Annotated in this window: 25 protein-coding genes; 10 read left to right on the forward strand and 15 right to left on the reverse strand. The window is 63.6% G+C overall.

The features are described 5' to 3' along the window. Positions 1–75: 75 nt before the first annotated feature. Genes V7E26_RS13800 through V7E26_RS13810 form a run of 3 tightly spaced genes read right to left on the reverse strand, consistent with a single transcriptional unit; the run spans position 76 to position 3,327 of the window. The gene (locus V7E26_RS13800) at positions 76–861 is read right to left on the reverse strand and encodes a fumarylacetoacetate hydrolase family protein (RefSeq protein WP_324416773.1); all 786 of its coding nucleotides are present in this window, start codon (positions 859–861) and stop codon (positions 76–78) included. A 14-nt stretch (positions 862–875) separates the two neighbouring features. Next, on the reverse strand, positions 876–2,243 hold the full coding sequence (locus V7E26_RS13805; RefSeq protein WP_324416775.1) for an LLM class flavin-dependent oxidoreductase: 1,368 nt from the start codon (positions 2,241–2,243) through the stop codon (positions 876–878). A 31-nt stretch (positions 2,244–2,274) separates the two neighbouring features. Then, positions 2,275–3,327, reverse strand: coding sequence for an Ldh family oxidoreductase (locus V7E26_RS13810; protein WP_324416777.1), 1,053 nt, complete (start codon positions 3,325–3,327; stop codon positions 2,275–2,277). Between the two features lie 353 nt (positions 3,328–3,680). Between V7E26_RS13810 and V7E26_RS13815 the strand changes: the two genes are divergently transcribed. Continuing rightward, entirely contained in the window at positions 3,681–7,232 is a 3,552-nt protein-coding gene (locus V7E26_RS13815) for a bifunctional diguanylate cyclase/phosphodiesterase (protein ID WP_324416779.1), read from the forward strand. Between the two features lie 381 nt (positions 7,233–7,613). Here V7E26_RS13815 and V7E26_RS13820 read toward each other — a convergent pair whose 3' ends face one another. Genes V7E26_RS13820 through V7E26_RS13830 form a run of 3 tightly spaced genes read right to left on the reverse strand, consistent with a single transcriptional unit; the run spans position 7,614 to position 9,523 of the window. Continuing rightward, the gene (locus tag V7E26_RS13820) at positions 7,614–7,850 is read right to left on the reverse strand and encodes a DUF2171 domain-containing protein (protein ID WP_324416781.1); all 237 of its coding nucleotides are present in this window, start codon (positions 7,848–7,850) and stop codon (positions 7,614–7,616) included. Between the two features lie 55 nt (positions 7,851–7,905). Beyond that, positions 7,906–9,018, reverse strand: a complete 1,113-nt coding sequence (locus V7E26_RS13825; protein WP_324416783.1) for an amidohydrolase family protein — start codon at positions 9,016–9,018, stop codon at positions 7,906–7,908. A gap of 46 nt (positions 9,019–9,064) precedes the next feature. Next, positions 9,065–9,523 carry a cupin domain-containing protein gene (locus V7E26_RS13830; protein WP_324416785.1) on the reverse strand — a complete coding sequence of 153 codons (459 nt, stop codon included), beginning with the start codon at positions 9,521–9,523 and terminating at the stop codon, positions 9,065–9,067. 225 nt (positions 9,524–9,748) lie between these two features. On the opposite strand from V7E26_RS13830, the gene V7E26_RS13835 reads away from it, so the two are divergent. After that, entirely contained in the window at positions 9,749–10,351 is a 603-nt protein-coding gene (locus tag V7E26_RS13835) for a 3-keto-disaccharide hydrolase (RefSeq protein ID WP_324416788.1), read from the forward strand. Positions 10,352–10,453: 102 nt separating this feature from the next. Here V7E26_RS13835 and galE read toward each other — a convergent pair whose 3' ends face one another. Next, positions 10,454–11,446: a UDP-glucose 4-epimerase GalE gene (gene galE, locus V7E26_RS13840; protein WP_324416790.1), complete on the reverse strand. Its 993-nt coding sequence runs from the start codon at positions 11,444–11,446 to the stop codon at positions 10,454–10,456. A 378-nt stretch (positions 11,447–11,824) separates the two neighbouring features. On the opposite strand from galE, the gene V7E26_RS13845 reads away from it, so the two are divergent. After that, a complete protein-coding gene (locus V7E26_RS13845) occupies positions 11,825–12,019 on the forward strand; it encodes a hypothetical protein (RefSeq protein WP_324416792.1) in 195 nt (64 codons plus the stop codon). 99 nt (positions 12,020–12,118) lie between these two features. Here the strand turns inward: V7E26_RS13845 and V7E26_RS13850 are convergent, their stop codons facing one another. The 4 genes from V7E26_RS13850 to V7E26_RS13865 form a co-directional block, all read right to left on the reverse strand. Continuing rightward, complete coding sequence (locus tag V7E26_RS13850; RefSeq protein ID WP_324416794.1) at positions 12,119–13,066, reverse strand: DUF5996 family protein; 948 nt, start codon at positions 13,064–13,066, stop codon at positions 12,119–12,121. A gap of 143 nt (positions 13,067–13,209) precedes the next feature. Further along, positions 13,210–13,809 (reverse strand): NAD(P)H:quinone oxidoreductase, encoded by a 600-nt coding sequence (gene wrbA, locus V7E26_RS13855; protein WP_324416796.1) that lies wholly within the window; start codon positions 13,807–13,809, stop codon positions 13,210–13,212. Between the two features lie 99 nt (positions 13,810–13,908). Continuing rightward, positions 13,909–14,607, reverse strand: a complete 699-nt coding sequence (locus tag V7E26_RS13860; RefSeq protein WP_324416798.1) for a pirin family protein — start codon at positions 14,605–14,607, stop codon at positions 13,909–13,911. A 31-nt stretch (positions 14,608–14,638) separates the two neighbouring features. After that, positions 14,639–15,391 carry an SDR family NAD(P)-dependent oxidoreductase gene (locus V7E26_RS13865; protein WP_324416800.1) on the reverse strand — a complete coding sequence of 251 codons (753 nt, stop codon included), beginning with the start codon at positions 15,389–15,391 and terminating at the stop codon, positions 14,639–14,641. 117 nt (positions 15,392–15,508) lie between these two features. Between V7E26_RS13865 and V7E26_RS13870 the strand changes: the two genes are divergently transcribed. From V7E26_RS13870 to V7E26_RS13885, 4 genes are all read left to right on the forward strand, one after another. Then, positions 15,509–16,423: a LysR family transcriptional regulator gene (locus V7E26_RS13870; protein ID WP_324416802.1), complete on the forward strand. Its 915-nt coding sequence runs from the start codon at positions 15,509–15,511 to the stop codon at positions 16,421–16,423. 155 nt (positions 16,424–16,578) lie between these two features. After that, positions 16,579–16,845: a GlsB/YeaQ/YmgE family stress response membrane protein gene (locus V7E26_RS13875; RefSeq protein WP_324416804.1), complete on the forward strand. Its 267-nt coding sequence runs from the start codon at positions 16,579–16,581 to the stop codon at positions 16,843–16,845. A gap of 132 nt (positions 16,846–16,977) precedes the next feature. Beyond that, on the forward strand, positions 16,978–17,967 hold the full coding sequence (locus tag V7E26_RS13880) for a tripartite tricarboxylate transporter substrate binding protein (RefSeq protein WP_324416806.1): 990 nt from the start codon (positions 16,978–16,980) through the stop codon (positions 17,965–17,967). 126 nt (positions 17,968–18,093) lie between these two features. Then, entirely contained in the window at positions 18,094–18,465 is a 372-nt protein-coding gene (locus V7E26_RS13885) for a hypothetical protein (RefSeq protein ID WP_324416808.1), read from the forward strand. On the opposite strand, the gene V7E26_RS13890 is transcribed toward V7E26_RS13885, so the two are convergent. The 4 genes from V7E26_RS13890 to V7E26_RS13905 are packed head-to-tail and all read right to left on the reverse strand — an operon-like array spanning position 18,462 to position 21,453. After that, complete coding sequence (locus V7E26_RS13890) at positions 18,462–18,947, reverse strand: YbaK/EbsC family protein (protein ID WP_324416810.1); 486 nt, start codon at positions 18,945–18,947, stop codon at positions 18,462–18,464. The genes V7E26_RS13885 and V7E26_RS13890 overlap by 4 nt on opposite strands. 10 nt (positions 18,948–18,957) lie before the next feature. Beyond that, positions 18,958–19,695, reverse strand: coding sequence for a haloacid dehalogenase type II (locus tag V7E26_RS13895; protein ID WP_324416812.1), 738 nt, complete (start codon positions 19,693–19,695; stop codon positions 18,958–18,960). Next, entirely contained in the window at positions 19,692–20,531 is an 840-nt protein-coding gene (locus tag V7E26_RS13900) for a dienelactone hydrolase family protein (RefSeq protein WP_324416814.1), read from the reverse strand. The genes V7E26_RS13895 and V7E26_RS13900 overlap by 4 nt, the downstream gene beginning before the upstream one ends. A gap of 37 nt (positions 20,532–20,568) precedes the next feature. Further along, entirely contained in the window at positions 20,569–21,453 is an 885-nt protein-coding gene (locus V7E26_RS13905; RefSeq protein WP_324416816.1) for an amidohydrolase family protein, read from the reverse strand. Between the two features lie 108 nt (positions 21,454–21,561). On the opposite strand from V7E26_RS13905, the gene V7E26_RS13910 reads away from it, so the two are divergent. From V7E26_RS13910 to ykgO, 3 genes are all read left to right on the forward strand, one after another. Beyond that, a complete protein-coding gene (locus V7E26_RS13910) occupies positions 21,562–22,038 on the forward strand; it encodes a MaoC family dehydratase (protein WP_324416818.1) in 477 nt (158 codons plus the stop codon). A gap of 14 nt (positions 22,039–22,052) precedes the next feature. Beyond that, positions 22,053–22,502, forward strand: coding sequence for a MaoC family dehydratase (locus V7E26_RS13915; protein ID WP_324416820.1), 450 nt, complete (start codon positions 22,053–22,055; stop codon positions 22,500–22,502). A gap of 204 nt (positions 22,503–22,706) precedes the next feature. Next, the gene (gene ykgO, locus V7E26_RS13920; protein ID WP_002718645.1) at positions 22,707–22,832 is read left to right on the forward strand and encodes a type B 50S ribosomal protein L36; all 126 of its coding nucleotides are present in this window, start codon (positions 22,707–22,709) and stop codon (positions 22,830–22,832) included. The last annotated feature ends 11 nt before the right edge of the window (positions 22,833–22,843 follow it).

The following is a 22,843-nucleotide window of genomic DNA, read 5'->3' on the forward strand; positions in this document are numbered from 1 at the left end:
AAATGTAAAATTCTCCGGGCGAGAGCGAAACATTCTCCCCCTCTCAGGATGAGGAACTGGCACCTACGACGCGCCCTAAACTTGCTCCTTCACGAACTTGTTCCGCAACGTCCCGATCCCCGTGATGTCGATCTCCACGACGTCGCCCGCCTTGAGATCGGGCGAGGCGCCGTCGGTGCCCATCCAGATCACGTCGCCCGGCGACAGCGTGAAGTATTTGGTCAGCTCGACCAGGAACGGCACGATGCCGAAGATCATGTCGTTGGTGCGGAAGCGGCCGGTCTCCTTGCCGTTGACGCGGATCACCGTTTCCATCCTGTCGAGATCGACATCGGTTTCGATCCACGGCCCCATCGGCTTGAAGGTGTCGGCATTCTTGGAGCGCCACAGGCCGCGGTCGGCCTTCTGCCAGGTGCGTTCGCTGACGTCGTTGCCGATGGTGTAGCCGAACACGCAATCCATCGCGTTGGCCTCGGTGAGGTGCTTTGCCGTCTTGCCGATGACGACGACGAGTTCACCCTCGTAGTGAATCTTCTCGGTCGCGGTTGCCGGGATCACCACGTTCTCGTCATGGGCGATCAGCGCGTTCTGCGCGCGATAGCCGATCTCGGGCCTTTCAGGCACGTTCGGCACCGTGCCGGCCTTGTCGGCGGCTTCCTTGAGGTGCTTGAGATAGTTCAGCCCGACGCAATAGAAGGTGCGCGGGATCAACGGCAGCTCGATCTTGACGTCCTTCAGCGCATGGGCCTGCGTCCCGCGCCGCCATTCGCCAAAGGGATCGCCGTCGACGGCGATCACGCGCTCGCCCTCGACGATGCCCCAGGATGTCTTGCCGGCGGCGGTGAATTTGAGCCAACGCATGGTTCTTCCTCTTGTTATTCGGCCGCGGCTTGCGGTTGGGTTTTCCAGGCGCCGGCGGCCGGGCGCTGCAGGCCGAGATTCTCGCGCAACGTCTTGCCGGCATAGTCCTTGTGGAACAGGCCACGGCGCTGCAATTCCGGCACGACATGCTTGACGAAATCGGCGTAGGAGCCGGGCACGATGGTGGCCGCGATGACGAAGCCGTCGCAGCCGCGCTCGACGAACATCTCTTCCAGCCTGTCCGCGATCTCCTTCGGGCCGCCGACGATCGCGTCGTGCACCTGGCCACGGCCGGAGAAGTTGACGAAGTCGAGCGCGCTGGGATTGCTCTTGCCGGAATTCTTCAGCACGCCGTCGCGGATGCCGAGGATGCCCTGCATGCTCTTGAGCTCTTCCGTGGTCAGCGGCTCGTCGAGCGGCTTCGACGCGAAGTCGTAGTTCAGGGCTTCCGCGAGCAGCGACAGCGCATCGATCTGCAGCGGCAGCTTGTTGATGACAGCCATCTTGTCCTCGGCTTCCGCCCTGGTCGCGGCGCAGACCGGCGTGGTGAGGTTGCAGAGCCGCATCTGGTCGGGATCGCGGCCGGCTTTCGCCGCCTCGTTGCGTACCGCCGAATAGCCTTCCCTGGCGGCGGCGACGTTGCGCGCGGCGGTGAAGATCACCTCGCCCCATCGCCCGGCAAAGCGCTGGCCGCGGCCGGATGCGCCGGCCTGGATGATGACGGGATGGCCCTGCGACGAGCGCGGCACGGTGAACGGTCCGCGCGACTTGAAGAACTGTCCGTTGTGATCGAGCCGCTTCACCTTGGAAGGATCGGCGAAGCGGCCGCTCTTCTTGTCCATGATCAGCGAGCCGTCTTCCCAGCTGTCCCAATGGCCGAGAACTACTTCCATGAACTCGTCGGCGCGGTCGTAGCGGAAGTCGTGTTCGAGATGGGCATCCTTGCCCATGTTCTGCGCCTCGCCGTCATTGAGCGAGGTGACGACGTTCCAGCCGGCGCGCCCGCCGGACATCAGGTCGAGCGTGGCGAAGCGGCGCGCGACGTCGAACGGCTCGAAGTAGGTGGTGGAGCAGGTCGATCCGAGCCCGAGCTTCTCGGTGACCATGCCCATCGTGGTCAGCACGACCAGCGGGTCCATCTTCACGCAGCGGATGCCGTATTCGACGGTGTGGGCATGGTCGTTGCCGTAGCGGTCCGGCATCGCGAGCCGATCGTCGAAGAACGCCATGTGGAATTTGCCGGCTTCGAGGATCCGGGCGATCTCCTGGTAGTAGTCGGCCGACATCGAATCGTCGCGCGATTCCGGGTGCCGCCACGAACTCGGCAGATTGGTGCAGTTCTGCGCCTGCAGGAATCCCACCAGCGCCATTTGCCGCGTCATGCCGTTCTCCTTGTACGCGCGGGCCTGGATTTCATTTCAGGTCGAGTTCGGCCGCGAGCTTGTAATCGGTGGCCAGCGCCTTCAGCTTCTCCCAGGTCGCGTCCTCGACCTCGATGCCGTCGCGCCGGCGTTGCTGCTCGCGCATATGCTCGATCTCGCCGGGATAGAACACGCCGGGCGAGCCCTCCGATGGCGGCGTCGATTTCAGGTAGCGGGCGAACTCGCCGACTTCCTTCTCGAAATCCTTCAGCGGACGGAATGCGGCGACGTTGAACACCGCCATGAAAGTCCCGTCATTGTGCCGGCCGGTCGGCTCGACGCCGAAGCCCAGGCCGGTGAGCAGGCCGCAGAGCACCTCGACCATCGCGGCAAGCCCGCTTCCCTTGTAGCCCTCGCTGCCGCCGAGCGGCAGCAGCGCGCCGCCCTTGCGATATTGCGTGGGATCGGTGGTATGCCGTCCCTCGGCGTCGATGATCCAGCCCTGCGGGATCTGCTCGCCGCGCGCGACCGACAGCGCGATCTTGCCGGCTGCCACCGCCGAGGTCGCCATATCAAGATAGAACGGCGCTTCGAGGTCGGACGGCACCGCGATCGAGATCGGGTTGGTGCCGAGCCGCGCCTCGCGGCCGCCGAACGGCGCGACATGCTTGGGCGAACGCCCGGAATCGGCGGCGGCGATGCCGATCATCCCGGCGCGCATCGCCATCATCGGATAAGCGGCGAGCCGTCCGACATGGCTTTGCCGGAACACCGTGCACGCCGCGACATTGGCGGTCTTTGCCTTCTCGATCGTCAGCTCCATAGCCTTGGCGTTGACGTGGAAGCCAAAGCCCCAATGGCCGTCGATCACGGTCGTGGTCGGCGATTCCTGCACGATGGTCCATTTCGCCCCCGGCACGATATGACCGGCCTTGACGCGGTCGATATAGGTCGGGATCGCGATCACGCCGTGCGAGTCATGGCCGGCGAGATTGGCGTTGACGCAGCCAACCGCGACGGCGCGCGCCTCTTCCTCCGATGCGCCGGCAGCCTTGAGCAGGGCGACGCCAATTCGCGTCAGACGGTCGGCCTGGACCATCGGCATGGAAATTTCCTCTCCCTGGAATGCCCGCGCGAGGGGCGGATCTTGCTTGCTCCAACCATGCTCTCAAAGCAGCGACAGCAGGGCAAGCGTGGAAATATCCTGTTAGCCATGCGCGGGCGTGGCTTCCAGGCGCCGGAATTTCCATTCCAAGAAAATCCACCTCGCGCCGGCCGGCGGTATGGCTGAAAAATCGTGAAACTACCGTAGTTCTCCTGAGCGGCGCCAGGCGCCGTTGGTTTGACATTTACTCTGATCAGCGACGCCAGATCGCCAATAACGCGCATTTAGGCTCTCCACACGCATAAAATCCGCAAGGGGGCAGCCCGGCGCTGCCGGCAGGGAGCTTGGGGAAGGTGAAGACGGATATCGCGCGCACGCTCGCGGCGTTGAATGCAACCAACGAAGCGATCCTGTACGCCAAATCGCCTGAAGAGCTGTACGCGAAGGTCTGCGAAGCCGCGTTCTCGGTCGGCGATTTCCTGGCCGTCGCCGTGTTCCTGCTCGAGGCGGAAACCAATCTCCTGCGCTTTGCCGCCGGCTGCGGCGACGACGTTCCGCGCCTGCGCAGCATCGATATTTCAGTTCTGGCCGGCAGGCCCGAGGGTTCCGGCGTGGCCGGGAACGCCTTCCGCGACCGGCGCGTATGCGTCAGCAATGATTTCCTGAACGACCAGCGCTCGCTGCCCTGGCGCGACGGCGCCAAGGCCAACCATGTGGGCGCGGCGGCCGCGCTGCCGCTGATCTGCAACGGCCGGAGTGTCGGCGTCCTCCTGGTTTCGCGGCGGGAAGCGCATTCGATCGACGGGCAGGTCGTCGTGATGCTGGAGCGCGTGTCGGCGAACATTTCCTTTGCGCTCGACAATTTCGACCACGAAGCCGCGCGCAAGGACGGCGAACGCACCATGCGGCGCCTGAACCGGATGTTCGGCGCCATCAGCGCCACCAACGAGGCCATCCTGCGCGCGAAGACCGAACAGGAATTGTACCAGCGCGTCTGCGATGCGGCGGTGTACAGCGGAAAGTCCGCGGCTACCGTGGTGCTGCTGGCGCAGCCGGATTCGATCTGGCTGAAACCGGTCGCCGGCACGGGCGCGATCGTCGAACAGATCATGCGGGCGCCGTTCTCGATCGATGTGGACAACCCCTATGGGAAAGGCGTTTGCGGCAGGGCGTTCCGGACCCAGCAGCCGGCGATCAATAACGATATCCTCAACTCGACAAGGGGGCACCCCTGGAATCAGGCGGCGCGCGAAACCGGCGTCACCGCTTGCGTCGCCGTTCCCTTGATCAAGAATGATGAGAGCGTTGGCGTCTTGCTGTTCTTCGTCGGCAAGCTGTGGGCGGAAGACGAAGAGATCGTCGCGCTGATGGCGCGAATCGGGGAGAACGTCTCGTTCGCGCTGGAGAATTTCGAGCGCACCGGCGAAAAGGCCAAAGCCGACGCGCAGAAGGAGCGGCTGGCGCGCATGCTGGCGGCGCTCAGCGCGACCAACGAAGCGATCGTTCGCGCGACGTCGCGGAAGGAATTGTTCGAGCTGGTCTGCGAGGCTGCGGCGAAGGGCGGCCGGTTCAACTCCACCAGCATCATACTGGCAAGTCCCGGCAAGGATGCGATGGACCTGGTGGCCGTGGCGGGGCCGACCGCGCACAATATGCGCCGGGTCAAGGTCTCGACCGATGGCAATCGCCCGGAGGGCCGTGGCCTTTGCGGCAATGCCTTGCGCTCCCGGAGCGCCTGCATTGGCAACGATCTGCGTGCCGATCCGCGCGGATCGGCGTTCCATCAATTCATCCATAGCGACGGCGCCATGTCAGGCGCGGCGTTTCCGCTGCTGGTTTCAGGCCAGGCGGCCGGTGTGATGTTCTTCATCTCTTCCGAGAAGAATACCTTCACGCCGGAATTCGCCGAGTTGCTGCAACGGCTCACCGACAACGTTTCGTTCGCAATCGAGAACTTCGACCGTGCCGATGAGAAGGCCAGGACTGAAAACCAGAAGGAACGCCTGACGCGGATGTTCGCCGCGCTGAGCAGGACCAACGAAGCGATCATGCGGGCCAAGTCCCGCACCGAACTGTTCGATCTCGTGTGCGAAGCCGCGGCGCACGGAGGCAGGTTCACATCGACCACCGTTGCACTGAAGGATTCTGCCAGCGATCTGCTCAGGATCGTGGCCGCTTCCGGCCCGGCGGGCGAGGCCACCCGGCACGTCAGGTTGTCGGCGGATGAAGCCCGCCCCGAGGGCCGGGGGCTTAGCGGGACGGCGTTCCGCACCCGGCGTCCCTGCATCACCAATGACTATGTCGCCGACCAGCGCGTCGCCGCCTTCCAGGGCGTCGCAGGCAGCTATGGCGCCCAGTCAGGCGCCGCCTTTCCCCTGCTGGTTCGCGACGAGCCCGTCGGCGTCATGATCTACATGTCGCTGGACCGGGACACCTTCACTCCCGAATTTGCCGAATTGCTGCAGCGGCTGGCCGACAACGTTTCATTCGCGATCGCGAATTTCGATCGCGCTGACGAAAAGACCAAGGCCGACGAGCGGATCGAATACCTGGCCTCGCACGACAGCCTGACCAGCCTGCCGAACCGGGAAACGTTCAACGGCCTGCTGCGCCGCGCGATCGACGCCGGCGCGCGCTACCAGCGGCAGTTTGCCCTGCTGTTCATCGACCTCGACCGCTTCAAGGTCATCAACGACTCGCTGGGGCATGACGCCGGCGACATGCTGCTGGTGGAGATCGGAGGCCGGCTGCGCCGCGCCTTGCGTTCGAGCGATGTGGTGGCGCGGCTCGGCGGCGACGAGTTCGTGGTCATTCTGGAGGAGGCGGCGGAGCGTCCCGAGGTCGAGCGCATTGCCGGTGAGCTGCTTTCGGTCCTGAGCCAGCCGCTGCTGCTCAGCGGTCACGAATGCCATACCACTGCCTCGATCGGCATCGCGATGTATCCGTCCGACGGCGCCGATGTACAGACGCTGACCAAGAATGCCGACATGGCGATGTATCTCGCCAAGGAAGACGGCAAGAACGGCTTCCGCTTCTTCTCGAAGGAAATCAAGACCCAGTCGATCGAGCGGCTGACGATGGAGAGCGCGCTGCGCCGCGCGCTGGAGCGCGACCAGTTTTCGCTGCACTTCCAGCCCAAGATCGACATGGAGACCCGCCAGATCACCGGCGTCGAGGCGCTGCTGCGCTGGAACCATCCCGAGCTCGGTTCGGTATCGCCCGGCCAGTTCATTCCGCTGGCCGAGGAAACCGGCCTGATCGTGCCGATCGGCCGCTGGGTACTGAAGGAGGCCTGCGCGCAAAACATGGCGTGGCAGCGCCGCGGCCTGCGGCCGGTGACCGTGGCAGTCAACCTGTCGCCGCGGCAGTTCGCGGATTCGCACCTGCTGCACGATATCGACGAGGCGCTGCTGGCAAGCGGCATGTCGGCGGTGCTGTTGCAACTCGAAGTCACCGAAAGCATGGTGATGCGCAACGTCTCGCGAGCGATCAAGGTTCTCGACGCGATCCAGAGCCGCGGCATTCGTCTTGCGATCGACGATTTCGGCACCGGCTATTCGTCGATGTCGCTGATGAAGCAGTTCCCGATCGATACCATCAAGATCGACCGATCCTTCGTTCGCGACCTGCCCGTCGATTCCGAAGACCAGGCCATTGCGCAGGCGATCATCAGCATGGGCAAGGCGCTCGGCATGACCGTCATCGCGGAGGGCGTCGAGACCGTGGAGCAGGAGACTTTCCTGCGCAACCACGCCTGCGACGAAATGCAGGGCTTCCTCTTTTCCAAACCGTTGCCGGCCCGGCAGATGGCCGACCTGCTGCGTGCCGAGGCAGGGGAATCAAGGATGGACTCGCCGCCATTGCAGCCGAAAGCCGGCTCAGGGCTGAAAGGCGCTGTCGTCTGACGGCTGCGGGTGCAACTCGCGCACCGTCTTCGCTTCCGGAACGTCAGCCTTGCGCGGAAAGTCGTGCGGCCAGGGCAGCGCGGTCTGCCCCGCGAACGCGCTGAGGAAAGCTTCTGATCCCCTCGCAAAGGTTGCCTGATCCGGCAAGCCCAGTTTGGCGCACCATTCCGCTGGCATTGATTGCGCCGCGTCTCGCAACTGGATAGCAGGTCCCCACCACCAAGCCGGGGCCGGCGTTCGTTCCGCTTCCGGAACGGCGCGCCAGCTTGTGTATTCGTCGATCATGCGTTCGAATTGCAGTCGCGCCGCGGGATGCATCATATCTCCTGACACGAGATGATATCCGCATCCGCGCGCGGCGCAATGCGATTGGGCCGATTACTAGCGGCCATGCTGCCAGTGCGAGGTCACGTCGGCGCCCGATTTGTTCAGGTGGACGTGCTGATCGACATGGTCGACCCATGATACCGGGATGAAGTGGTGGTGCTGGCCGTCGGGTGAACTCTGTTTGGTCAGCTTGATCTTGTCGGTTCCTTCCATGTGATCGACCTTGCCGACGGTCTTCTTGTCCGACGAGATGACGTCCATATGCTCGCGGATCCGTGAGGTAAGATTCATGTTTCACATCCTCTATCGCTTGAGGACTTGAAACGCCCTGTCGCCGAATTGGTTGCTAGGCCCACGGCTTGGCCTTCTCCGTCAGGCCCAGAAGTCGCGCGGCATTGCCGCCGGCTACCAGCGCCATATCAGCCTTGCTGACGCCCTTGACCCGCCCGAGAAACCCGATCGGATCGGGTTCCGCCATGTCGAACGGATAGTCGGTGCCGAGCATGATGTGATCGGCTCCCCAGATCTCGATCAAGTGCTTCAGTTCGCGTTCATCGAACACGACCGTGTCGAAATAGAGCTTCTTCAGATATTCCGACGGCTTCTTCCTGATGGTGACGCGGGCGTCTTCGCGATGCGCGAAGGCGTGGTCGAAGCGGCCCCAGTAGCCGGGGATGTAGCCGCCGCCATGGGCGATGCAGATCTTCAATTCGGGGAAGCGCTCGAGATAGCCGTCGAAAACCAAATGCCCGACGCACAGCGCGGAATCCAGCGGATGCCCGACCGTGTTCGGGAAATAGTGGTCCTCCATGCGCCCCACGAGGCTGGTGCCGAACGGATGCAGGAAGATCATCACGCCGAGTTCCTCGACGCGGGCGAAGAATTTTTCGAGCCCGGCGCGCGTCAGGTCGACACCCCCGACATTCGTGCAGAGTTCGACGCCACGGAAGCCCAGTTCGTTGACGGTACGGTCGAGTTCGGCCACCGCCATGCCGGGATTCTGCAGCGGCACGGTGCCCATGCCCATCAGCCGGTCCGGGTGTTTCGCCACCATCTCGGCGATGTGGTCATTGACCATGTGACCGCTGTCGCGCGCCACTTCCGGCGGCGCCGCATAGACGAAATGGCCGGGATAGGGCGAGATCGCCTGCACGTCGATGCCGTCGCGATCCATGTCGGCCAGACGGGTGTCGAGATCGGTAAGCTTCGGAAAGTCGATCTTGCCGCGCTGCGGCTGGATGCTCCTGGTGAGATCGTTGACATGCGCGTTGGCGTTCGGCGTCACGCCGCCGCCAACAATTCCGGTTGCCTTCAGCACCATCGCATTCGCCTCGGGCACCATGCAGTGGCAATGGATGTCGATGGTGCGCCAGGGTTTGGATTTTAATGCCTTGCTCGAACGTCCCGGCGCGCTGCCATGGTCGGTCGCGGGCCCGCAGGCCTTGCACTGAAACAGCATGAGAAGACCGTTACACGATGATGGGAATAAACTTGTTGCGCCGGGGTTATTTCTCTTCCGCCGCCGTCGAGGTCGCGGGGCCTTCGCCCGTGATCAGCAGGATGGTGTCTTCGTCCTTGGCGCCGTCCCAGTGCACCTGCTTGGCGAAATGCGTGACGAAGCTGCCGGCCGGCATCGGCGTCGTGTTGGCCGGATCGAACTTCGGTCCGGTGCCGACCCACCACGTTCCCTGCAGCACGACGATGAAGCGGTCGTTGGGATGGAAGTGCGGGCGGCTGAAATGGTTGCCCTTGGTCCACTTGATATAGACCATGTAGAAGCCTGGTTTTGCAGGGTCTCCGACCACAGCGGCGCTCTGCGCGCCGGCTGCGTTGACCGGCCCCCAGGGAATCTGGTCCGGCAGTTTGTAGGCGACCGCGGCCGGATTGAGCTCCGCCGCAGCGGCCATGCCTGTTGCTGCTGACAACGTCAGCAGTGTCGCGAAAGCCGTGCTTGCCAGTTTCATGGATTCCTCCCCAGCGACGCGCGAGTCTGAAGCTCTCGTCTTCGCGTTCATCCATGCTAGCCGCTCCTGTTCTCGCCGGGCAAGCGACGCGCGCGCATGCGAGACCGGCGGCTGCGGCACGCGCGGCGCTCACAACGCAAGTGCAGCATGAAAAACGGATTTACGCCGTGCGTTGTGATGCTAGGTTGCCGCCCAACCAAAAGCAGCCATGGGAGGGATACGTTCATGAAGCGATTGTCGATACTTGCGGCCGGCCTGTTGATGGGCGCAGCCGTCGTTCAGTTTTCCAGCGGTGCATCGGGCCAGAGCGGTGGATGGGTGACGCTTGTCGACGGTACCAAGATGCTCGACTGGGCCGAGGTCGGCAAAGCCAATTGGGCCGTCAAGGACGGCGCTCTCGTGGCGGACAAGATCACGGAAGGCAAGGATCCCTCCTATCTCGTCAGCAAGGAATCCTACAAGGATTTCGAGATGAAGGTCGAGTTCTGGGCCGACGATGACGCCAACAGCGGGATCTTCATCCGCTGCGACCAGGCGGCCAAGATCGACGCCAAGATCTGTTACGAGGTCAACATCTTCGACAAGCGCCCCGATCCGACCTACGGCACCGGCGCGATCGTCGATGTCGCCAAGGTCGACCCGATGCCGAAGGCGGGCGGCAAATGGAATACCTACGAGATCACGGCCAAGGGGCCGCACCTCGTCGTCGTGTTCAACGGCCAGAAGACCGTCGACGTCCAGGATTCAAAACACGCCGGCGGCCCGTTCGCCCTGCAGTACGGCTCCGGCGTCATCAAGTTCCGCAAGGTGCAGATCAAGCCGCTGTAGGCTTTGCGCGCGAGTCCCCCGCATCGTCATGGCCGGGCTTCCCGGCTTGTCCCGGGCATGACGAGTTGGGACGGCGCGCACGGCCTGGCCGCGACCAGGCCCTCAGTTCTTCAGCGGATGAGCCTTTTTGTGCCATGCCCAGGCGGTGCGGATGATGGTCGCCAGATCCGAATGCGCGGGCTGGAAGTCCAACGTCTTCCGCGCGGCGGAGGGATCGGCGACCAGGTAGGTCGGATCGCCGGCGCGGCGCGGCTTGACGACATGCGGGACTTCCCGCCCGGTCTCGGCCGCGATCGCCGCGAGGATTTCGCGCACCGAGAAGCCATTGCCGCTACCGAGATTGAAGGCGCCGCCGGTGTTTCCTTCCAGCAGCAACTTCAGCGCCAGCACATGTGCCGTCGCGAGGTCGGTGACGTGGACATAGTCGCGGATCGCCGTGCCATCGGGTGTGTCGTAATCGTCGCCGAACACGGCGAAGTCAGCCACATGGCCCTGCAGCGCCATCATGGCGCGCGGGATCAGGTGCGTCTCGATATCGCGCATCTCGCCGATGCCGCCGGCCGGGTCGGCGCCCGCGGCATTGAAATAGCGCAACGCGAACGAGCCGAAGCCGTAGGCCGAACGGTAATCGGCCAGGACGCGTTCGATCATCCATTTCGAGGCGCCGTAGGGATTGATCGGCGCGCAGGGGTAGGTTTCCGGCAGCGCCTTGCTGTCGGCATTGCCATAGACCGCGCCGCTCGATGAAAACACCAGGCGGTTGCAGCCGGCTTCGCGCATCGCCGCCAGCAGCGCCAGCGTGCCGGCAAAGTTGTTGACGTAATATTTCTGCGGATCGGCAACGGATTCGCCGACCAGGCTGGATGCGGCGAAATGCATGACGGCCACGATGCTGTGCTCGGCAAAGGTCCGCGCCAGCGTCGCCTTGTCGGCGATGTCTCCGACAACAAGCGCGCCCGCCGCGAAGCTGCGGTGGCCGGTCGAAAGATTGTCATAGGTGACGGGCAGGTAGCCCGCCGCCTCAAGCGCCCGGCAACAATGCGAGCCGATATAGCCGGCACCGCCGGTCACGAGAATGGCTGGACGGGTGGTCATGGGTTACATTTTCCTGCGCTATCGGTCGGCCGGCTCCTGTCCAACAGTAGATAGAGTGCGCGCGGGTTGGTGGTCAAATAGCGCCGGAACAGGCGGCGGAGCTTCAGCCAGGTGCGCCAGGCCCATTCGCTGCGGGACTATCCGCAACTCGATGCAAGGCTGCGCCGCATATTCGGTAAGCCGCTGTCAGACGAAAAGAATTGATCCGCGCGGCGGCTCGAGTTCCGCGGCGATGCAAATCTGTCACACATGCGGGGATTGTGGGGACGTTCGCGCTGTGTTCGCGAGAGTTCATGATCGCCTGCGCGCCTCAGGCGTATGCTGCGCTGCGGGTCAGGGCAATGCTTTCTTGCGTATGTAGTCTTGGGGAGAGCCGACATGCCAGCCTACGTCCATCATCACGACGACATCGAACCGGCGTTCGTCATCTGTCCGAGCTGTGTCGGACTGCAGATGTATGTGCGCGACGTCGAGCCGCATTGGAGCATGGCGAAGATCGATTTCACCTATGAATGCGCCGACTGCGGCACCGAGGTGCGCCAGACCATCGTGAAGCCGGAGCTGCGGCACTAGCTTGGGGAATCGCAGGGGGCAATGGGCGCGCCGTGCCCACCTTCCCATCAGATATGGACGGGGATGGTGGGCACGCGCTGCCCGTTCTGCAAAGCAGATTCAAAGCTGACGCACCACGCCCGGCCGGCCGGGATCGCACTCCAGCGCGGCGCGATCCCACTTTGCTGATATTGCCGCGACCTCATATGTGCTTTGCAGGAAATCGAGCAATGCCTTGTCGGGATTGTCAGCGCCGCGCACGGCATCATAAGGCAGGATGAATTCGCCGAGAGCTTCGCTGAAGAAGGCGGCGTCCGGTCGCACCTTCGTTGCGCGGAAGCCCGGCGGCTCGGGATAGGCATAGGAATAATACGCAGGATAATCGATCGCGCCGCCGCCCGGCCAGAAGCCGGCGCTGCTGACCTCGTGCGAATAGGCCTCATGCGCGACCGCGTCGGGCAAATGCGGCACGCCGCCGGGATGACGCGGCGCTCGCCGGCCGGAGAAACGAGTCACTGCGAGATCGAAGCTGCCCCAGAAGAAATGCACCGGACTCGCCTTGCCGAGAAAGCCGGTGCGGAATTGTTTGAAGACGCGATCGCTGTTGACGAGGATTTGCAGCAAGCGCCCGACGGCGTCGGGGTCGTAGGCGGCGTGCGTGGTGTCCTCGGAGAATTTTATCGGATCAGGCAATTCGTTCGGCATCTCGTCGATCGCGACCGCGATGCCGAGCTCACCGAGCGCAGCAAGCGTGGCGGCATAGAAGCTTGCGACGGAATGACCCGGCAGCGCAAAGTGCCGGTGCGTGCCGTCGCTGGCCGAGATCCGCAAGCGATGATCGATGAAATCGAAATCGATCTGGAACGTTCGCGTACCCTCGGGCACCGGAGATGTCGTCAATCCGCGCGGCGTGACGTAGAGCGTCACGTGCCAGGAATGATTGAGCCATGGCGATTTGGTCAGACGAATTTTGCCGACGATCTGGGTCCAGAGCTGCAGCGTCGCACAGGTGTCACGCCACGCGGCGGTCGGCAATTCCGGCCACGGTACTTGCAAATGGTTGCTCATAAGGAACCCTTGTGCGTTCCGATCCGGGCTGAAGCCCTATCATGAATTCATCTTGCATCTAAAAAGCGGTGCGTCACGATTTCGTGCATTCAGGCAAGAGCGGATAGGGCGGCATTCGCCTGAGAGATTGCCGCCCTATCGTATCACCCGTGCAGCTTGTTCGCGGTCTCCGCGATCACGCGGCCCTGGTAGCGTGCGCCGGCGAGTTCATTCTCGCTCGGCTGGCGGCTGCCGTCGCCGCCGGTGATCGTGGTCGCGCCGTAAGGTGCGCCGCCGGTGACTTCGTCGAGCTTCATCTGGCCGGCAAAGCCGTAGTTGAGGCCGACGATGGTCATGCCGAAATGCAAGAGGTTGGTGATGATCGAGAACAGCGTGGTTTCCTGTCCGCCATGCTGGGTCGCGGTCGAGCTGAATGCGCCGCCGACCTTGCCGTGCAGCGCGCCCTTGGCCCAGAGCCCGCCGGCCTGGTCGAGGAAGTTCGCCATCTGCGACGACATCCGGCCGAAACGGGTGCCGGTGCCGACCACGATCGCGTCGTAGTTCACGAGGTCTTCGACCTTGGCGACCGGCGCGGCCTGGTCGAGCTTGTAGTGCGAGGCCTTGGCGACCGCTTCCGGCACCAGCTCCGGCACGCGCTTGATGTCGACGGTGGCGCCGGCCTCGCGCGCACCTTGCGCGACCGCGTTCGCCATCGCCTCGATGTGACCGTAGGCGGAATAATAGAGCACGAGTACTTTGGCCATGATGGTGTTCCTTTGAGTTTGGGTTGAGGTGTTGTTGAAGCAGGGCGTCGCGACCGGGCTTGACCAGGTCAAGCTCGGGCATGACGAGCAGTGGGTGGGTTAAGCCGCATCGACCAGCACCAGTTCGCTGTCTTCCAGCGCTGTTATCGTCAGCTTCGCCTCGTCGCGGATCGCGGCGCCGTCGCGGGCGTTGACGCGCACACCGTTGACCTCGACGCTGCCGGCCGCCGGCACGAGATAGAGATGACGCGCCTTGCGCGGTTCGTATTCCGCGCTCTCGCCGGCCTTCAGCGTGGTGGCGAGCACCCGCGCATCGGCTCGGATCGGCAGCGCATCCTGATCGCCTTCGACGCCGCTCGCGATGGTCACGAGCTTGCCGGACCGGTTCGCCTTCGGAAACGGCTTGGCGCCCCAGGTCGGCTGGCCGCCCGTCGTCGTCGGTTCGATCCAGATCTGGAAGATCTTCGTCTTCGACGGCTCCAGATTGTATTCGGCGTGACGGATGCCGCTTCCCGCGCTCATCACCTGCACGTCGCCGGCCTCGGTGCGGCCCTTGTTGCCGAGCGAGTCCTGGTGCGTGATCGCGCCTTCGCGGACATAGGTGATGATTTCCATGTTGGCATGGGGATGGGCGGGAAAGCCGGTGTTGGGCGCGATCTCGTCATCGTTCCACACCCGCAATGCGCCGTGGCCCATATTGCTCGGGTCGTAATGGCTGCCGAACGAGAAGTGGTGCTTCGCCTTCAGCCAGCCGTGATCGGCACTGCCGAGTTGATTGAATGGTCTGAGTTCGATCATGGGATATTCCCTTTCGTTGAGAGGTTCTGAATCAGGCGCCGAAGCCGCCGTCGACATTGAGCACCGTGCCCGTCACGAACGAGGCTTCGGGGCTGGCGAGGAAGACGACGCCGGCGGCGATCTCTTCCGGCTTGCCGAAGCGCTGCAGCGCGTGCTGCTTGCGCTGTAGCTCGGCAAAATCGTCGTCGTTGTCCGGGTTCATGTCGGTGTCGATCGAACCCGGCTGCAGCACATTGACGGTGATGCCGCGGGGACCGAGATCGCGCGCTGCACCTTTGGTGTAACCGACCACCGCGGCCTTGGTGGCGACGTAGTCGGCAAGGCCGGGAAACGATCCGCGGTCGGCAAGCATCGATCCAACCGTAACGATGCGGCCGCCTTCGCCCATCAGCTTCGATGCCGCGCGGATCGCGGCGATGACGCCGTGAACGTTGACCGCATCCTGCCGGGCCAATGCCGCGGTGTCGACGTTCGGATCATCGACCGCGCCGCCGACGGCTACTCCCGCATTGTTGACGAGGATATCGAGCCGGCCGAAGTCTTTTGCGACATCGTTCACCAGTTGATCGACATCGGCGGCGGACGCCTGGTCGGCCTTGTAGGCGCGGGCATTGACGCCCCTGGCCTTCAGTTCAGCGACGACGGCGTCGGCCTTGTCGGGGGAGGCGACATAGCTGATCGCGACGTTGGCGCCTTCCGCCGCGAGAGCGCGGGCGCTTGCCGCGCCGATGCCGCGCGAACCGCCGGTGACGAGGGCTACCTTGCCTGAGAGCTTCCTGGTCATTGGATTTCTCCGTTGCCTGAATTTCGATGACCATTGGATATGTTTTCAGCCGTGTTATATAAATAGAAACTATCGAAACTCATTGTTTCTAAAAATGAGCCACAGGAGGCGGTCCGAATGGCAAAACTCCCGGATTTCGAGGCGCTGGCGATCTTCGCAAAAGTCGTGGAATTACGGTCGTTTGCCGCGGCCGCGGGCGAACTGGCGCTGTCCAAGGCCACCGTCTCGAAGGCGGTCAGCCGGCTCGAGCAGCGGCTCGGCGCGCGGCTGTTCAACCGTACCTCGCGGAGGCTCGCCCTGACCGATGCGGGGCAACGGCTGGCCGAGCGCGCCGCGCGCCTGCTCGCCGACGGCGAGGACGCCGAGAACGAGGCGCTGTCGCAATCGATGGCGCCGCGCGGCCTGGTGCGGCTCGCGGTGCCCATGACCTTCGGCGTGAAGGCGGTGGCGCCGATCCTGCCCGAGTTTCTCTCAGCCTATCCGGAAGTCTCGATCGACCTGCACCTGAGCGATGCCACCGTCGACCTGATCGGCGAAGGCTTCGATGCCGGCCTGCGCATCGCGCGGCTGCCGGACTCCTCGCTGATCGCGCGTCGGCTGTGCGGCATGCCGCGCTACACGGTGGCGGCGGCGTCCTATCTGAAGCGTTACGGCCGGCCGACGCATCCGATGCACCTCGCGGAGCATAAATGCTTCGGCTACGCCTATCTCTCGACGCCGGGCGTCTGGCACTACACCAACGCGTCGGGCGAGCAGGCGAGCGTGCGGCCCGCGGGCCAGCTCCGTGTCAACAATGGCGAGGCGCTGCTGCCGTCCGTGATCGCCGGCCTCGGCATCGCCGACCTGCCCGATTTTATCGTCGGCGACGCCATAGCCTCCGGCAAGGTCGAGGTGATCCTGAAGGGCTGGCACCAGGCGGAAGGCGCGGTGCATCTCGTCACCCCGCCCGGCGGCCCGCGCCCCGCCCGCGTCGAGGTGCTGGCGGATTTCCTGGCCAGGCAGTTTGCGAAAGCGAAGAAGCGGAAGTCGTAGAGCGCTCTCGCGATGGGGCCCGGAAGAGCGCGGCTTGCACCTTTCCGACGACCGGGGCCGATCGAGGTAGCCTGTTGATCTATGTCAAGACGGGTCGGCTGTGAGGCTCACTGAATGGCTTTTCTCCCGCGTACCATCAGTACAGGAGCGACAGGATGAGTATCATTTGGACAATCCTCATTGGCTTTATCGTAGGAATAGTCGCCAAGTTCATTATGCCTGGTGACAAGACCGAGCCGAAGGGCTTCATCCTCACGGCGATTTTGGGAATCGTCGGCGCGTTCGTTGCGACCTATCTGGGGCAGGCGGTCGGATGGTATCGGCCCGGAGAATCCGCGGGCTTCTTTGGCGCTATCGTCGGCGCGATCATCCTTCTTTTCGTTTACGGCCTGATCATGGGTCGCCAGGGAAGAACGAGCTGATCGCGTTCACGGCGGCGATGGTCACTGCGTCGCAACCAGGCGCTCATTCGCGCGACCGGCTAGCTTTGCCCGCTTCGCAATTAAAGGCTAGGCTGTCCCGAACAACAAAATAATCCGGGAGGCCCTCCGTCAATGAACCGCCGCGAACTTCTCAAGGCCGCTGCCGCGCTACCCTTGGCGTCGTCAGCGCTCACCACCGCCGCATCGGCGCAAAGCCCATATCCCTCGCGCAACATCACCATGATCGTGCCGTTTCCGCCGGGCGGGCAGGCCGATCTCGCGGCGCGGCCGGTGGCGCAGGCGCTGGAGCGGATCCTCGGCAAGCCCGTGGTCGTCGACAACCGCGCCGGCGGCGGCGGCGGATCGGTCGGCAACGCGGCGGCGGCGCGCGCCGAGCCCGACGGGTACACGCTGTTGATGACGCTGTCCTCGCTCGCCGTATTGCCCGAGGCCGACCGGCTGTTCGATCGGCCGGTGGCGTATGAAGTCGCGCAGTTCGCGCCGGTCGCGCGCGTGCTCGCCGATCCGACCTTGCTCGCGGTGCCGGCGTCCGCGCCGTGGAAGACGCTGCAGGAATTCGTCGACGATGCGAAGAAGCGTCCCGGCCAGATTCCCTACGGCTCGTCCGGTCCCTACGGCACGCTGCATGTGGCGATGGAGATGTTCGCCGCGAGCGCCGGCATCAAGTTGCTGCACGTGCCGTTCCGTGGCGCGGGGCCGGCGCTGACCGCGCTGTTGAGCGGCACGGTGCAGGCGGTGGCGTCGGCGCCCGGCACGCTGAAGGAGCAGGTCGATGCCGGCAAGATGCGCGTGCTCGCCAATTGGGGCGCCGGGCGCATCAAGAGTTTTCCCGATCTGCCGACCTTCAAGGAACTCGGCTACAAGGATGTCGAGTTCTACATCTGGGCCGGCTTGTTCGCGCAAGCCGCATTGCCGGCGCCGATCATGACGCGGCTGCGCGAGGCGATGGCGGAAGCAGTGAAAGCGCCCGAGGTCGTCAGGACGTTCGAGACCGCCGGCAGCCCGGTCGCCTATCAGGACGCGCCGGAGTTTGCAAAATTCGTCGCGGAAGACAGCGCGCGGCTGGTCGCGGCGGTGAAGAAGATCGGCAAGGTCGAATAGGGAACCAAGCTCACATTTTTTTGTTCGCACCAACGTCGCGTGGCCGCATTCATTTGGCAGGCTGAATGCCGCCACCGCGCGGCGTTCCGCGTCAATTCGAAATCGAACAAGAAAGGACGTGATCCCATGCACACGCAGCGGATTGTCCTCGGCCTTGCCGTTACGATCGCCGGCGTCGGCGCCGCCATTCCCGCATCGTCGCAGGAATATCGCGGAACCTGGGAACAGCAGATGGCGTGCACGCCCGATGTGTGGCGGCTGTGCGGTGACGCGGTTCCGGATGTCAGCCGTATCGTCGCCTGCCTGCGGCAGAACACGCCGCAGCTTTCCAGCAATTGCCGCGCGGTGTTCGAAACAGGCGCCGAGCAGCAGCAGGCCAATCGCGCCCCGGCGCAGCGCGGCTATCAGCAGGCGCCACGCGCCCGCGCGCCGCAACAGATGCAGCCGCGCGAGGCGCCGCCACCGCAGAGGCCATATTACGATGATGAAGACGATTAGGCCGATGCCGCTTCGGCCGGCCTGAGTTCGCAGACATCGACCCATTCGGCGCCGGTCAATTGCACCATGCGCTCCGGCGTGATCTTGACCGCGCTGTGGGTCGAGCCGGCGGCCGGCACCACGATGTCGAACGCCTTCAGCGACACGTCGCAATAGATCGGCAGCGGCGCCTTCAGCCCGAACGGGCAGACGCCGCCGACTTCATGGCCGGTGATCTCGGCGACCTCGTCGAGGCCAAGCATCTTCGGCTTCACGCCGAACAGCGCCTTCACTTTCTTGTTGTCCATCCGCGATGTGCCGGCCGCCACGATCAGCACCACGCGATCGCCGACGCGCAACGATAGCGTCTTTGCGATCCGCGCCGGCTCGACGCCATAGGCCTCGGCGGCCAGCGCGACGGTGGCGGAACTCATCGATGATTCGATCACGGCAATATCGGGCGCCTTCTCGGCGAAGAAGGCGCGAACGGATTCCAGACTCATTTCAGGACCTTTAGCCAGACACCAAAGCGGGAAGCTCGGCCAGAGCGTGGATGCGATGGTCCGCCGCAACGCCGAGTTCGTCGATCTGGGTGCGCAATATTTTGAACATCGTCAAGGGCGGCAGCGTCTCGCTTTCGAGGCAGGCCAGCGCCATGGCTTCCGGCGTCACCCGTTCGATCCAGGCGACGTTGAGCCCGAACGCCTTGGCGCCGCAGACGTCCCACGGATTGGAGGAGATGAACAGCACCTCGGCGGGCGGCACGCGCAGCATCTCCTCGATCAGCGCATAGGCCACCGGCGCCGGCTTGAAAATCTTCTTGGCATCGACGCTGATGACGGCATCGAGCAAGGGGGCAAGCCCGCTGTTCTTCACCAGCGCATCGAGCATGGCGGGGCTGCCGTTGGACAGGATCGCAAGCTTGCGATCCTTCATCGCCGACAGCGCCGCAAGCGCATCCGGATAGAGATCGAGATGCAGATATTTGTCGATGATCGCAGCGAAGGTGTCGTCATCATATTCCAGCCCGAGGCTGCGCAGCGTGTAGGCGAGAGCGTCGCGCGTCACGGCGGCAAAATCCTGGTAGCGCCGCATCAGCGAGCGCAGCCAGGTATATTCGAGCTGCTTGATCCGCCAGACCTGGGTGATGATTTCGCCATAGCCCGGGAACGCCTCTTCGGTGACATCGGCCACCGACTGGACGTCGTAGAGCGTACCATAGGCATCGAAGACGACGGCTTTGATGGTCATGGTTGTTTCTCTTTCCCGGCTGTTGTTGCAGAGAGGAATTTCCGCAGCGCTTCCGCGGACTGGTCGCGTGCCGCCTCGTTGAATTCGAGGTGATGCCCGAGCATCGTCACCGGCGTCGCAAGATTCGGCACGTCGAAATCATGATGGGCGCCGGGATAGACGGTGATCTCGATCGGAATTCCCTTTCCCTTCTCGCGCGAGATGCCCCAGTCGTCGCGGCCTTCGGCAAGGTTGCGGCACTCTGTGGCCGGGGTCCAGTCGTCGAGCTCGCCGATCAGGATCAGCGTCGGCACCGTCATGTTGCCCTTTAGGCCAAGGCAGGGCGGATAGAAGCCGACTGCGGCGCGGAATTTTTCTTTTGCGTCGCGTTCGATCTGGCCGCGCTCCACCGCAAGTAGCGCCAGCATGGCGCCTTGGGAAAATCCCACCACGGCCACGCGGCTCGGATCGACCGATGACAGGCCGACGAGGAAATTCAGCGCGCGATAAGCGTCGTACAGTGTGACTGGCGGCGTTCCGCCGGTGCAGGCGGTTGCAATGCCACGCGTCCCGAAGCGGTCGATCGTCAACGTGACGTAGCCCCACTCGGAGAGCAGCTTGCCCCAGCGCGCGTCGAGCCCGCGCCAACCGCCGCCGCAGCCGTGCAGCAGAACGACCGCAGGCGAGGGGCCGGAGCCGTCAGGCAATCGCAGGTAACCCTGCAGCGCTTGCGGACCGCCTACCAGCGGGCTTTCGAATTCGACCAGGCGTGGCGGCCTGTCGGCCGCCGGTGCAAGCGTGGCGCCGCAGATCGGAAGCACGGCGAGCAGGGCGGCAATTCCAGCGAAGTTCGTCATGAACCACCTCGCGAGCTTTGCCGCCGATGATACTCCCCTAGATCCCCAAAATCTTCCTTGCGTTGGCCTTCATCACCTTCGGCCGGATCTCCTCGCGGATCTCGAGCTTGGCGAAATCGGCGAGCCAGCGGTCCGGCGTGATGACCGGCCAGTCCGAGCCGAACAGCATCTTGTCCTGCAGAATCGAGTTGATGTAGCGCACCAGGATCGGCGGGAAATATTTCGGCGACCAGCCGGAGAGATCGATGTAGACGTTCGGCTTGTGGGTCGCGACCGACAGCGCCTCTTCCTGCCAGGGGAAGGAGGGATGCGCGAGGATGATCTTGAGGTCAGGAAAATCCGCCGCGACATCGTCCATGTACATCGGGTTGGAATATTTCAGCCGCATCCCCATGCCGCCGGGCATGCCGCTGCCGACGCCGGTCTGTCCGGTGTGGAACAGCGCGATCGCGCCGCCCTCGTTGATCGCCTCATAGAGCGGATAGGCCATGCGGTCGTTGGCGTAGAAGCCCTGCATGGTCGGATGGAATTTGAAACCGCGGACGCCGTATTCCTCGATCAGCTTGCGCGCCTCGCGCACGCCTGATTTGCCCTTGTGCGGATCGATCGAGACGAACGGGATCAGGACGTCGAGATGGTCGGATGCGACTTCCAGCATCTCGTAATTGTTGTAGCGGCGGAAACCGGTCTCGCGCTCGGCATCGACCGGGAAGATCACCGCCGCGATGTTCTTCGAGCGGTAATAGGCCGCGGTCTCCGGCACGGTCGGCGGATGCTTGTTCGGCGATTTGAAATATTCCGCCATGCGTTCCTGGAAATCGTCATAGCCGTCGTCGGCATGCAGGCCGCAGGGCTCTTCGGCGTGGGTGTGAATGTCGATGGCGACGACGTTCTCGATATCTGGCAGCTTGAGCTTGGGCATCTTCCGTCTCCCGCCGGCTTGATTTTTGGGTCTGGAAAATTGATTATACTATATAACAAATTCCGCAAGGCGGCAGAAGCAAAAGGCGGAAAATAAGGGGAGTGCGGCATGGCCGAAGCGCAGGCTTTCGAGACCGATTTCTGGAAAGACGCCAACTTGCGGAAGGTCTGGGACGACATCGTCCCTGGCGAGCCGCGCCAGACCATTCCCTACACGCTGACCAGAGAGGCGATCGAACTGTACTGCAAGTCGGTCGGCGAAACCCATCCGCTCTATTTCGACGAGGCCTATGCCAGGGCCACCCGCTGGGGCGGGCTGATCGCGCCGCCCTCGATCCACATCCTGCTGATGTTTTCCTGCACGCCGGCCGACGACTGGATGCGTTCGCCTGGCACGGTCAATGCCGGGCAGTCCTGGAGCTACAATATTCCGGCGCGCCCGGGCGATGTCATCAGCCTGCAGGCCCGCGCACTCGACAAGTTCATCAAGCGCGAACGGCTGTTCGTGGTTCATGACAATGTCTTCTTCAACCAGAAGGGTGACGTAATCTGTTCCGGCCGTGGCTGGACGATTCGGCCGATGTGAGCGGGGAGGGCGCCATGACCACGACGTTCGAAAAGCTCAGGGCCGGCGATGCCATCGATGGGCCCGCCTTCGCGGTCAGCCGCGAATCCATCCGCCTGTTTTGCGATGCCTCGCTCGACTACAACCCGCTGCATCTCGACGACGACTACATGAAGGGCAATTTCGGCAAGACCAATTTCGGCGGCATCATCATGCACGGCATGAACAATTTCGGGCTGATCTCGCGCATGATCACCGACTGGGCCTACCCTGCGGGTGCGGTCCATCGCCGGCTGGAGACGCGATGGGTCAAGCCGGTGCGGCCCGGCGACACCATCCAGCCTTCCGGCATCATCAAGGCCAAGCAGGTGACCGAAAAATCCCGCTGGGTGCTGATCGACGTCGTCGTGAAGAACCAGGCCGGCGAAAAGGTCGCGACCGGCGAGGCCCTGGTCGAATTCCCGCGCGACCTGTTTTGCCAGTGATTTCGGGGCGTTCCCGTTAGGTCCAGAACGGGACGGATGGACCCGAATTCGGTCGCGTTCGGATTGACATTCGGTGCCGCCCTGCTTAGAAACCGCCTCGTCCCGGACGGCTGGCCGCTTTTCGGGATTAATCCCATTTTGCAACTTTCGGGTAGCTCAGGTTCGGGCCTCCAGCACGGCCTTTCAAAGCATCAGGATTGTCCCATGAAAGTCCGTAACTCCTTGAAATCGCTGCGCGGGCGTCACCGCAACAACCGTCTGGTCCGCCGCAAGGGCCGGGTCTACGTGATCAACAAGGTGCAGCGCCGCTTCAAGGCTCGCCAGGGTTAAGCCGGCGCGAG

It is taken from the genome of Bradyrhizobium sp., assembly GCF_036735945.1.
Taxonomy (GTDB): domain Bacteria; phylum Pseudomonadota; class Alphaproteobacteria; order Rhizobiales; family Xanthobacteraceae; genus Bradyrhizobium.

Excerpts from the sequence above, each read along its gene's own strand:
- V7E26_RS13800 (WP_324416773.1), bottom strand. The coding sequence starts at position 861 with ATGCGTTGGCTCAAATTCACCGCCGCCGGCAAGACATCCTGGGGCATC.
- V7E26_RS13805 (WP_324416775.1), bottom strand. The coding sequence starts at position 2,243 with ATGACGCGGCAAATGGCGCTGGTGGGATTCCTGCAGGCGCAGAACTGC.
- V7E26_RS13810 (WP_324416777.1), bottom strand. The coding sequence starts at position 3,327 with ATGCCGATGGTCCAGGCCGACCGTCTGACGCGAATTGGCGTCGCCCTG.
- V7E26_RS13820 (WP_324416781.1), bottom strand. The coding sequence starts at position 7,850 with ATGAATCTTACCTCACGGATCCGCGAGCATATGGACGTCATCTCGTCG.
- V7E26_RS13825 (WP_324416783.1), bottom strand. The coding sequence starts at position 9,018 with ATGCTGTTTCAGTGCAAGGCCTGCGGGCCCGCGACCGACCATGGCAGC.
- V7E26_RS13830 (WP_324416785.1), bottom strand. The coding sequence starts at position 9,523 with ATGAAACTGGCAAGCACGGCTTTCGCGACACTGCTGACGTTGTCAGCA.
- V7E26_RS13835 (WP_324416788.1), top strand. The coding sequence starts at position 9,749 with ATGAAGCGATTGTCGATACTTGCGGCCGGCCTGTTGATGGGCGCAGCC.
- galE (WP_324416790.1), bottom strand. The coding sequence starts at position 11,446 with ATGACCACCCGTCCAGCCATTCTCGTGACCGGCGGTGCCGGCTATATC.
- V7E26_RS13845 (WP_324416792.1), top strand. The coding sequence starts at position 11,825 with ATGCCAGCCTACGTCCATCATCACGACGACATCGAACCGGCGTTCGTC.
- V7E26_RS13850 (WP_324416794.1), bottom strand. The coding sequence starts at position 13,066 with ATGAGCAACCATTTGCAAGTACCGTGGCCGGAATTGCCGACCGCCGCG.
- wrbA (WP_324416796.1), bottom strand. The coding sequence starts at position 13,809 with ATGGCCAAAGTACTCGTGCTCTATTATTCCGCCTACGGTCACATCGAG.
- V7E26_RS13860 (WP_324416798.1), bottom strand. The coding sequence starts at position 14,607 with ATGATCGAACTCAGACCATTCAATCAACTCGGCAGTGCCGATCACGGC.
- V7E26_RS13865 (WP_324416800.1), bottom strand. The coding sequence starts at position 15,391 with ATGACCAGGAAGCTCTCAGGCAAGGTAGCCCTCGTCACCGGCGGTTCG.
- V7E26_RS13870 (WP_324416802.1), top strand. The coding sequence starts at position 15,509 with ATGGCAAAACTCCCGGATTTCGAGGCGCTGGCGATCTTCGCAAAAGTC.
- V7E26_RS13875 (WP_324416804.1), top strand. The coding sequence starts at position 16,579 with ATGAGTATCATTTGGACAATCCTCATTGGCTTTATCGTAGGAATAGTC.
- V7E26_RS13880 (WP_324416806.1), top strand. The coding sequence starts at position 16,978 with ATGAACCGCCGCGAACTTCTCAAGGCCGCTGCCGCGCTACCCTTGGCG.
- V7E26_RS13885 (WP_324416808.1), top strand. The coding sequence starts at position 18,094 with ATGCACACGCAGCGGATTGTCCTCGGCCTTGCCGTTACGATCGCCGGC.
- V7E26_RS13890 (WP_324416810.1), bottom strand. The coding sequence starts at position 18,947 with ATGAGTCTGGAATCCGTTCGCGCCTTCTTCGCCGAGAAGGCGCCCGAT.
- V7E26_RS13895 (WP_324416812.1), bottom strand. The coding sequence starts at position 19,695 with ATGACCATCAAAGCCGTCGTCTTCGATGCCTATGGTACGCTCTACGAC.
- V7E26_RS13900 (WP_324416814.1), bottom strand. The coding sequence starts at position 20,531 with ATGACGAACTTCGCTGGAATTGCCGCCCTGCTCGCCGTGCTTCCGATC.
- V7E26_RS13905 (WP_324416816.1), bottom strand. The coding sequence starts at position 21,453 with ATGCCCAAGCTCAAGCTGCCAGATATCGAGAACGTCGTCGCCATCGAC.
- V7E26_RS13910 (WP_324416818.1), top strand. The coding sequence starts at position 21,562 with ATGGCCGAAGCGCAGGCTTTCGAGACCGATTTCTGGAAAGACGCCAAC.
- V7E26_RS13915 (WP_324416820.1), top strand. The coding sequence starts at position 22,053 with ATGACCACGACGTTCGAAAAGCTCAGGGCCGGCGATGCCATCGATGGG.
- ykgO (WP_002718645.1), top strand. The coding sequence starts at position 22,707 with ATGAAAGTCCGTAACTCCTTGAAATCGCTGCGCGGGCGTCACCGCAAC.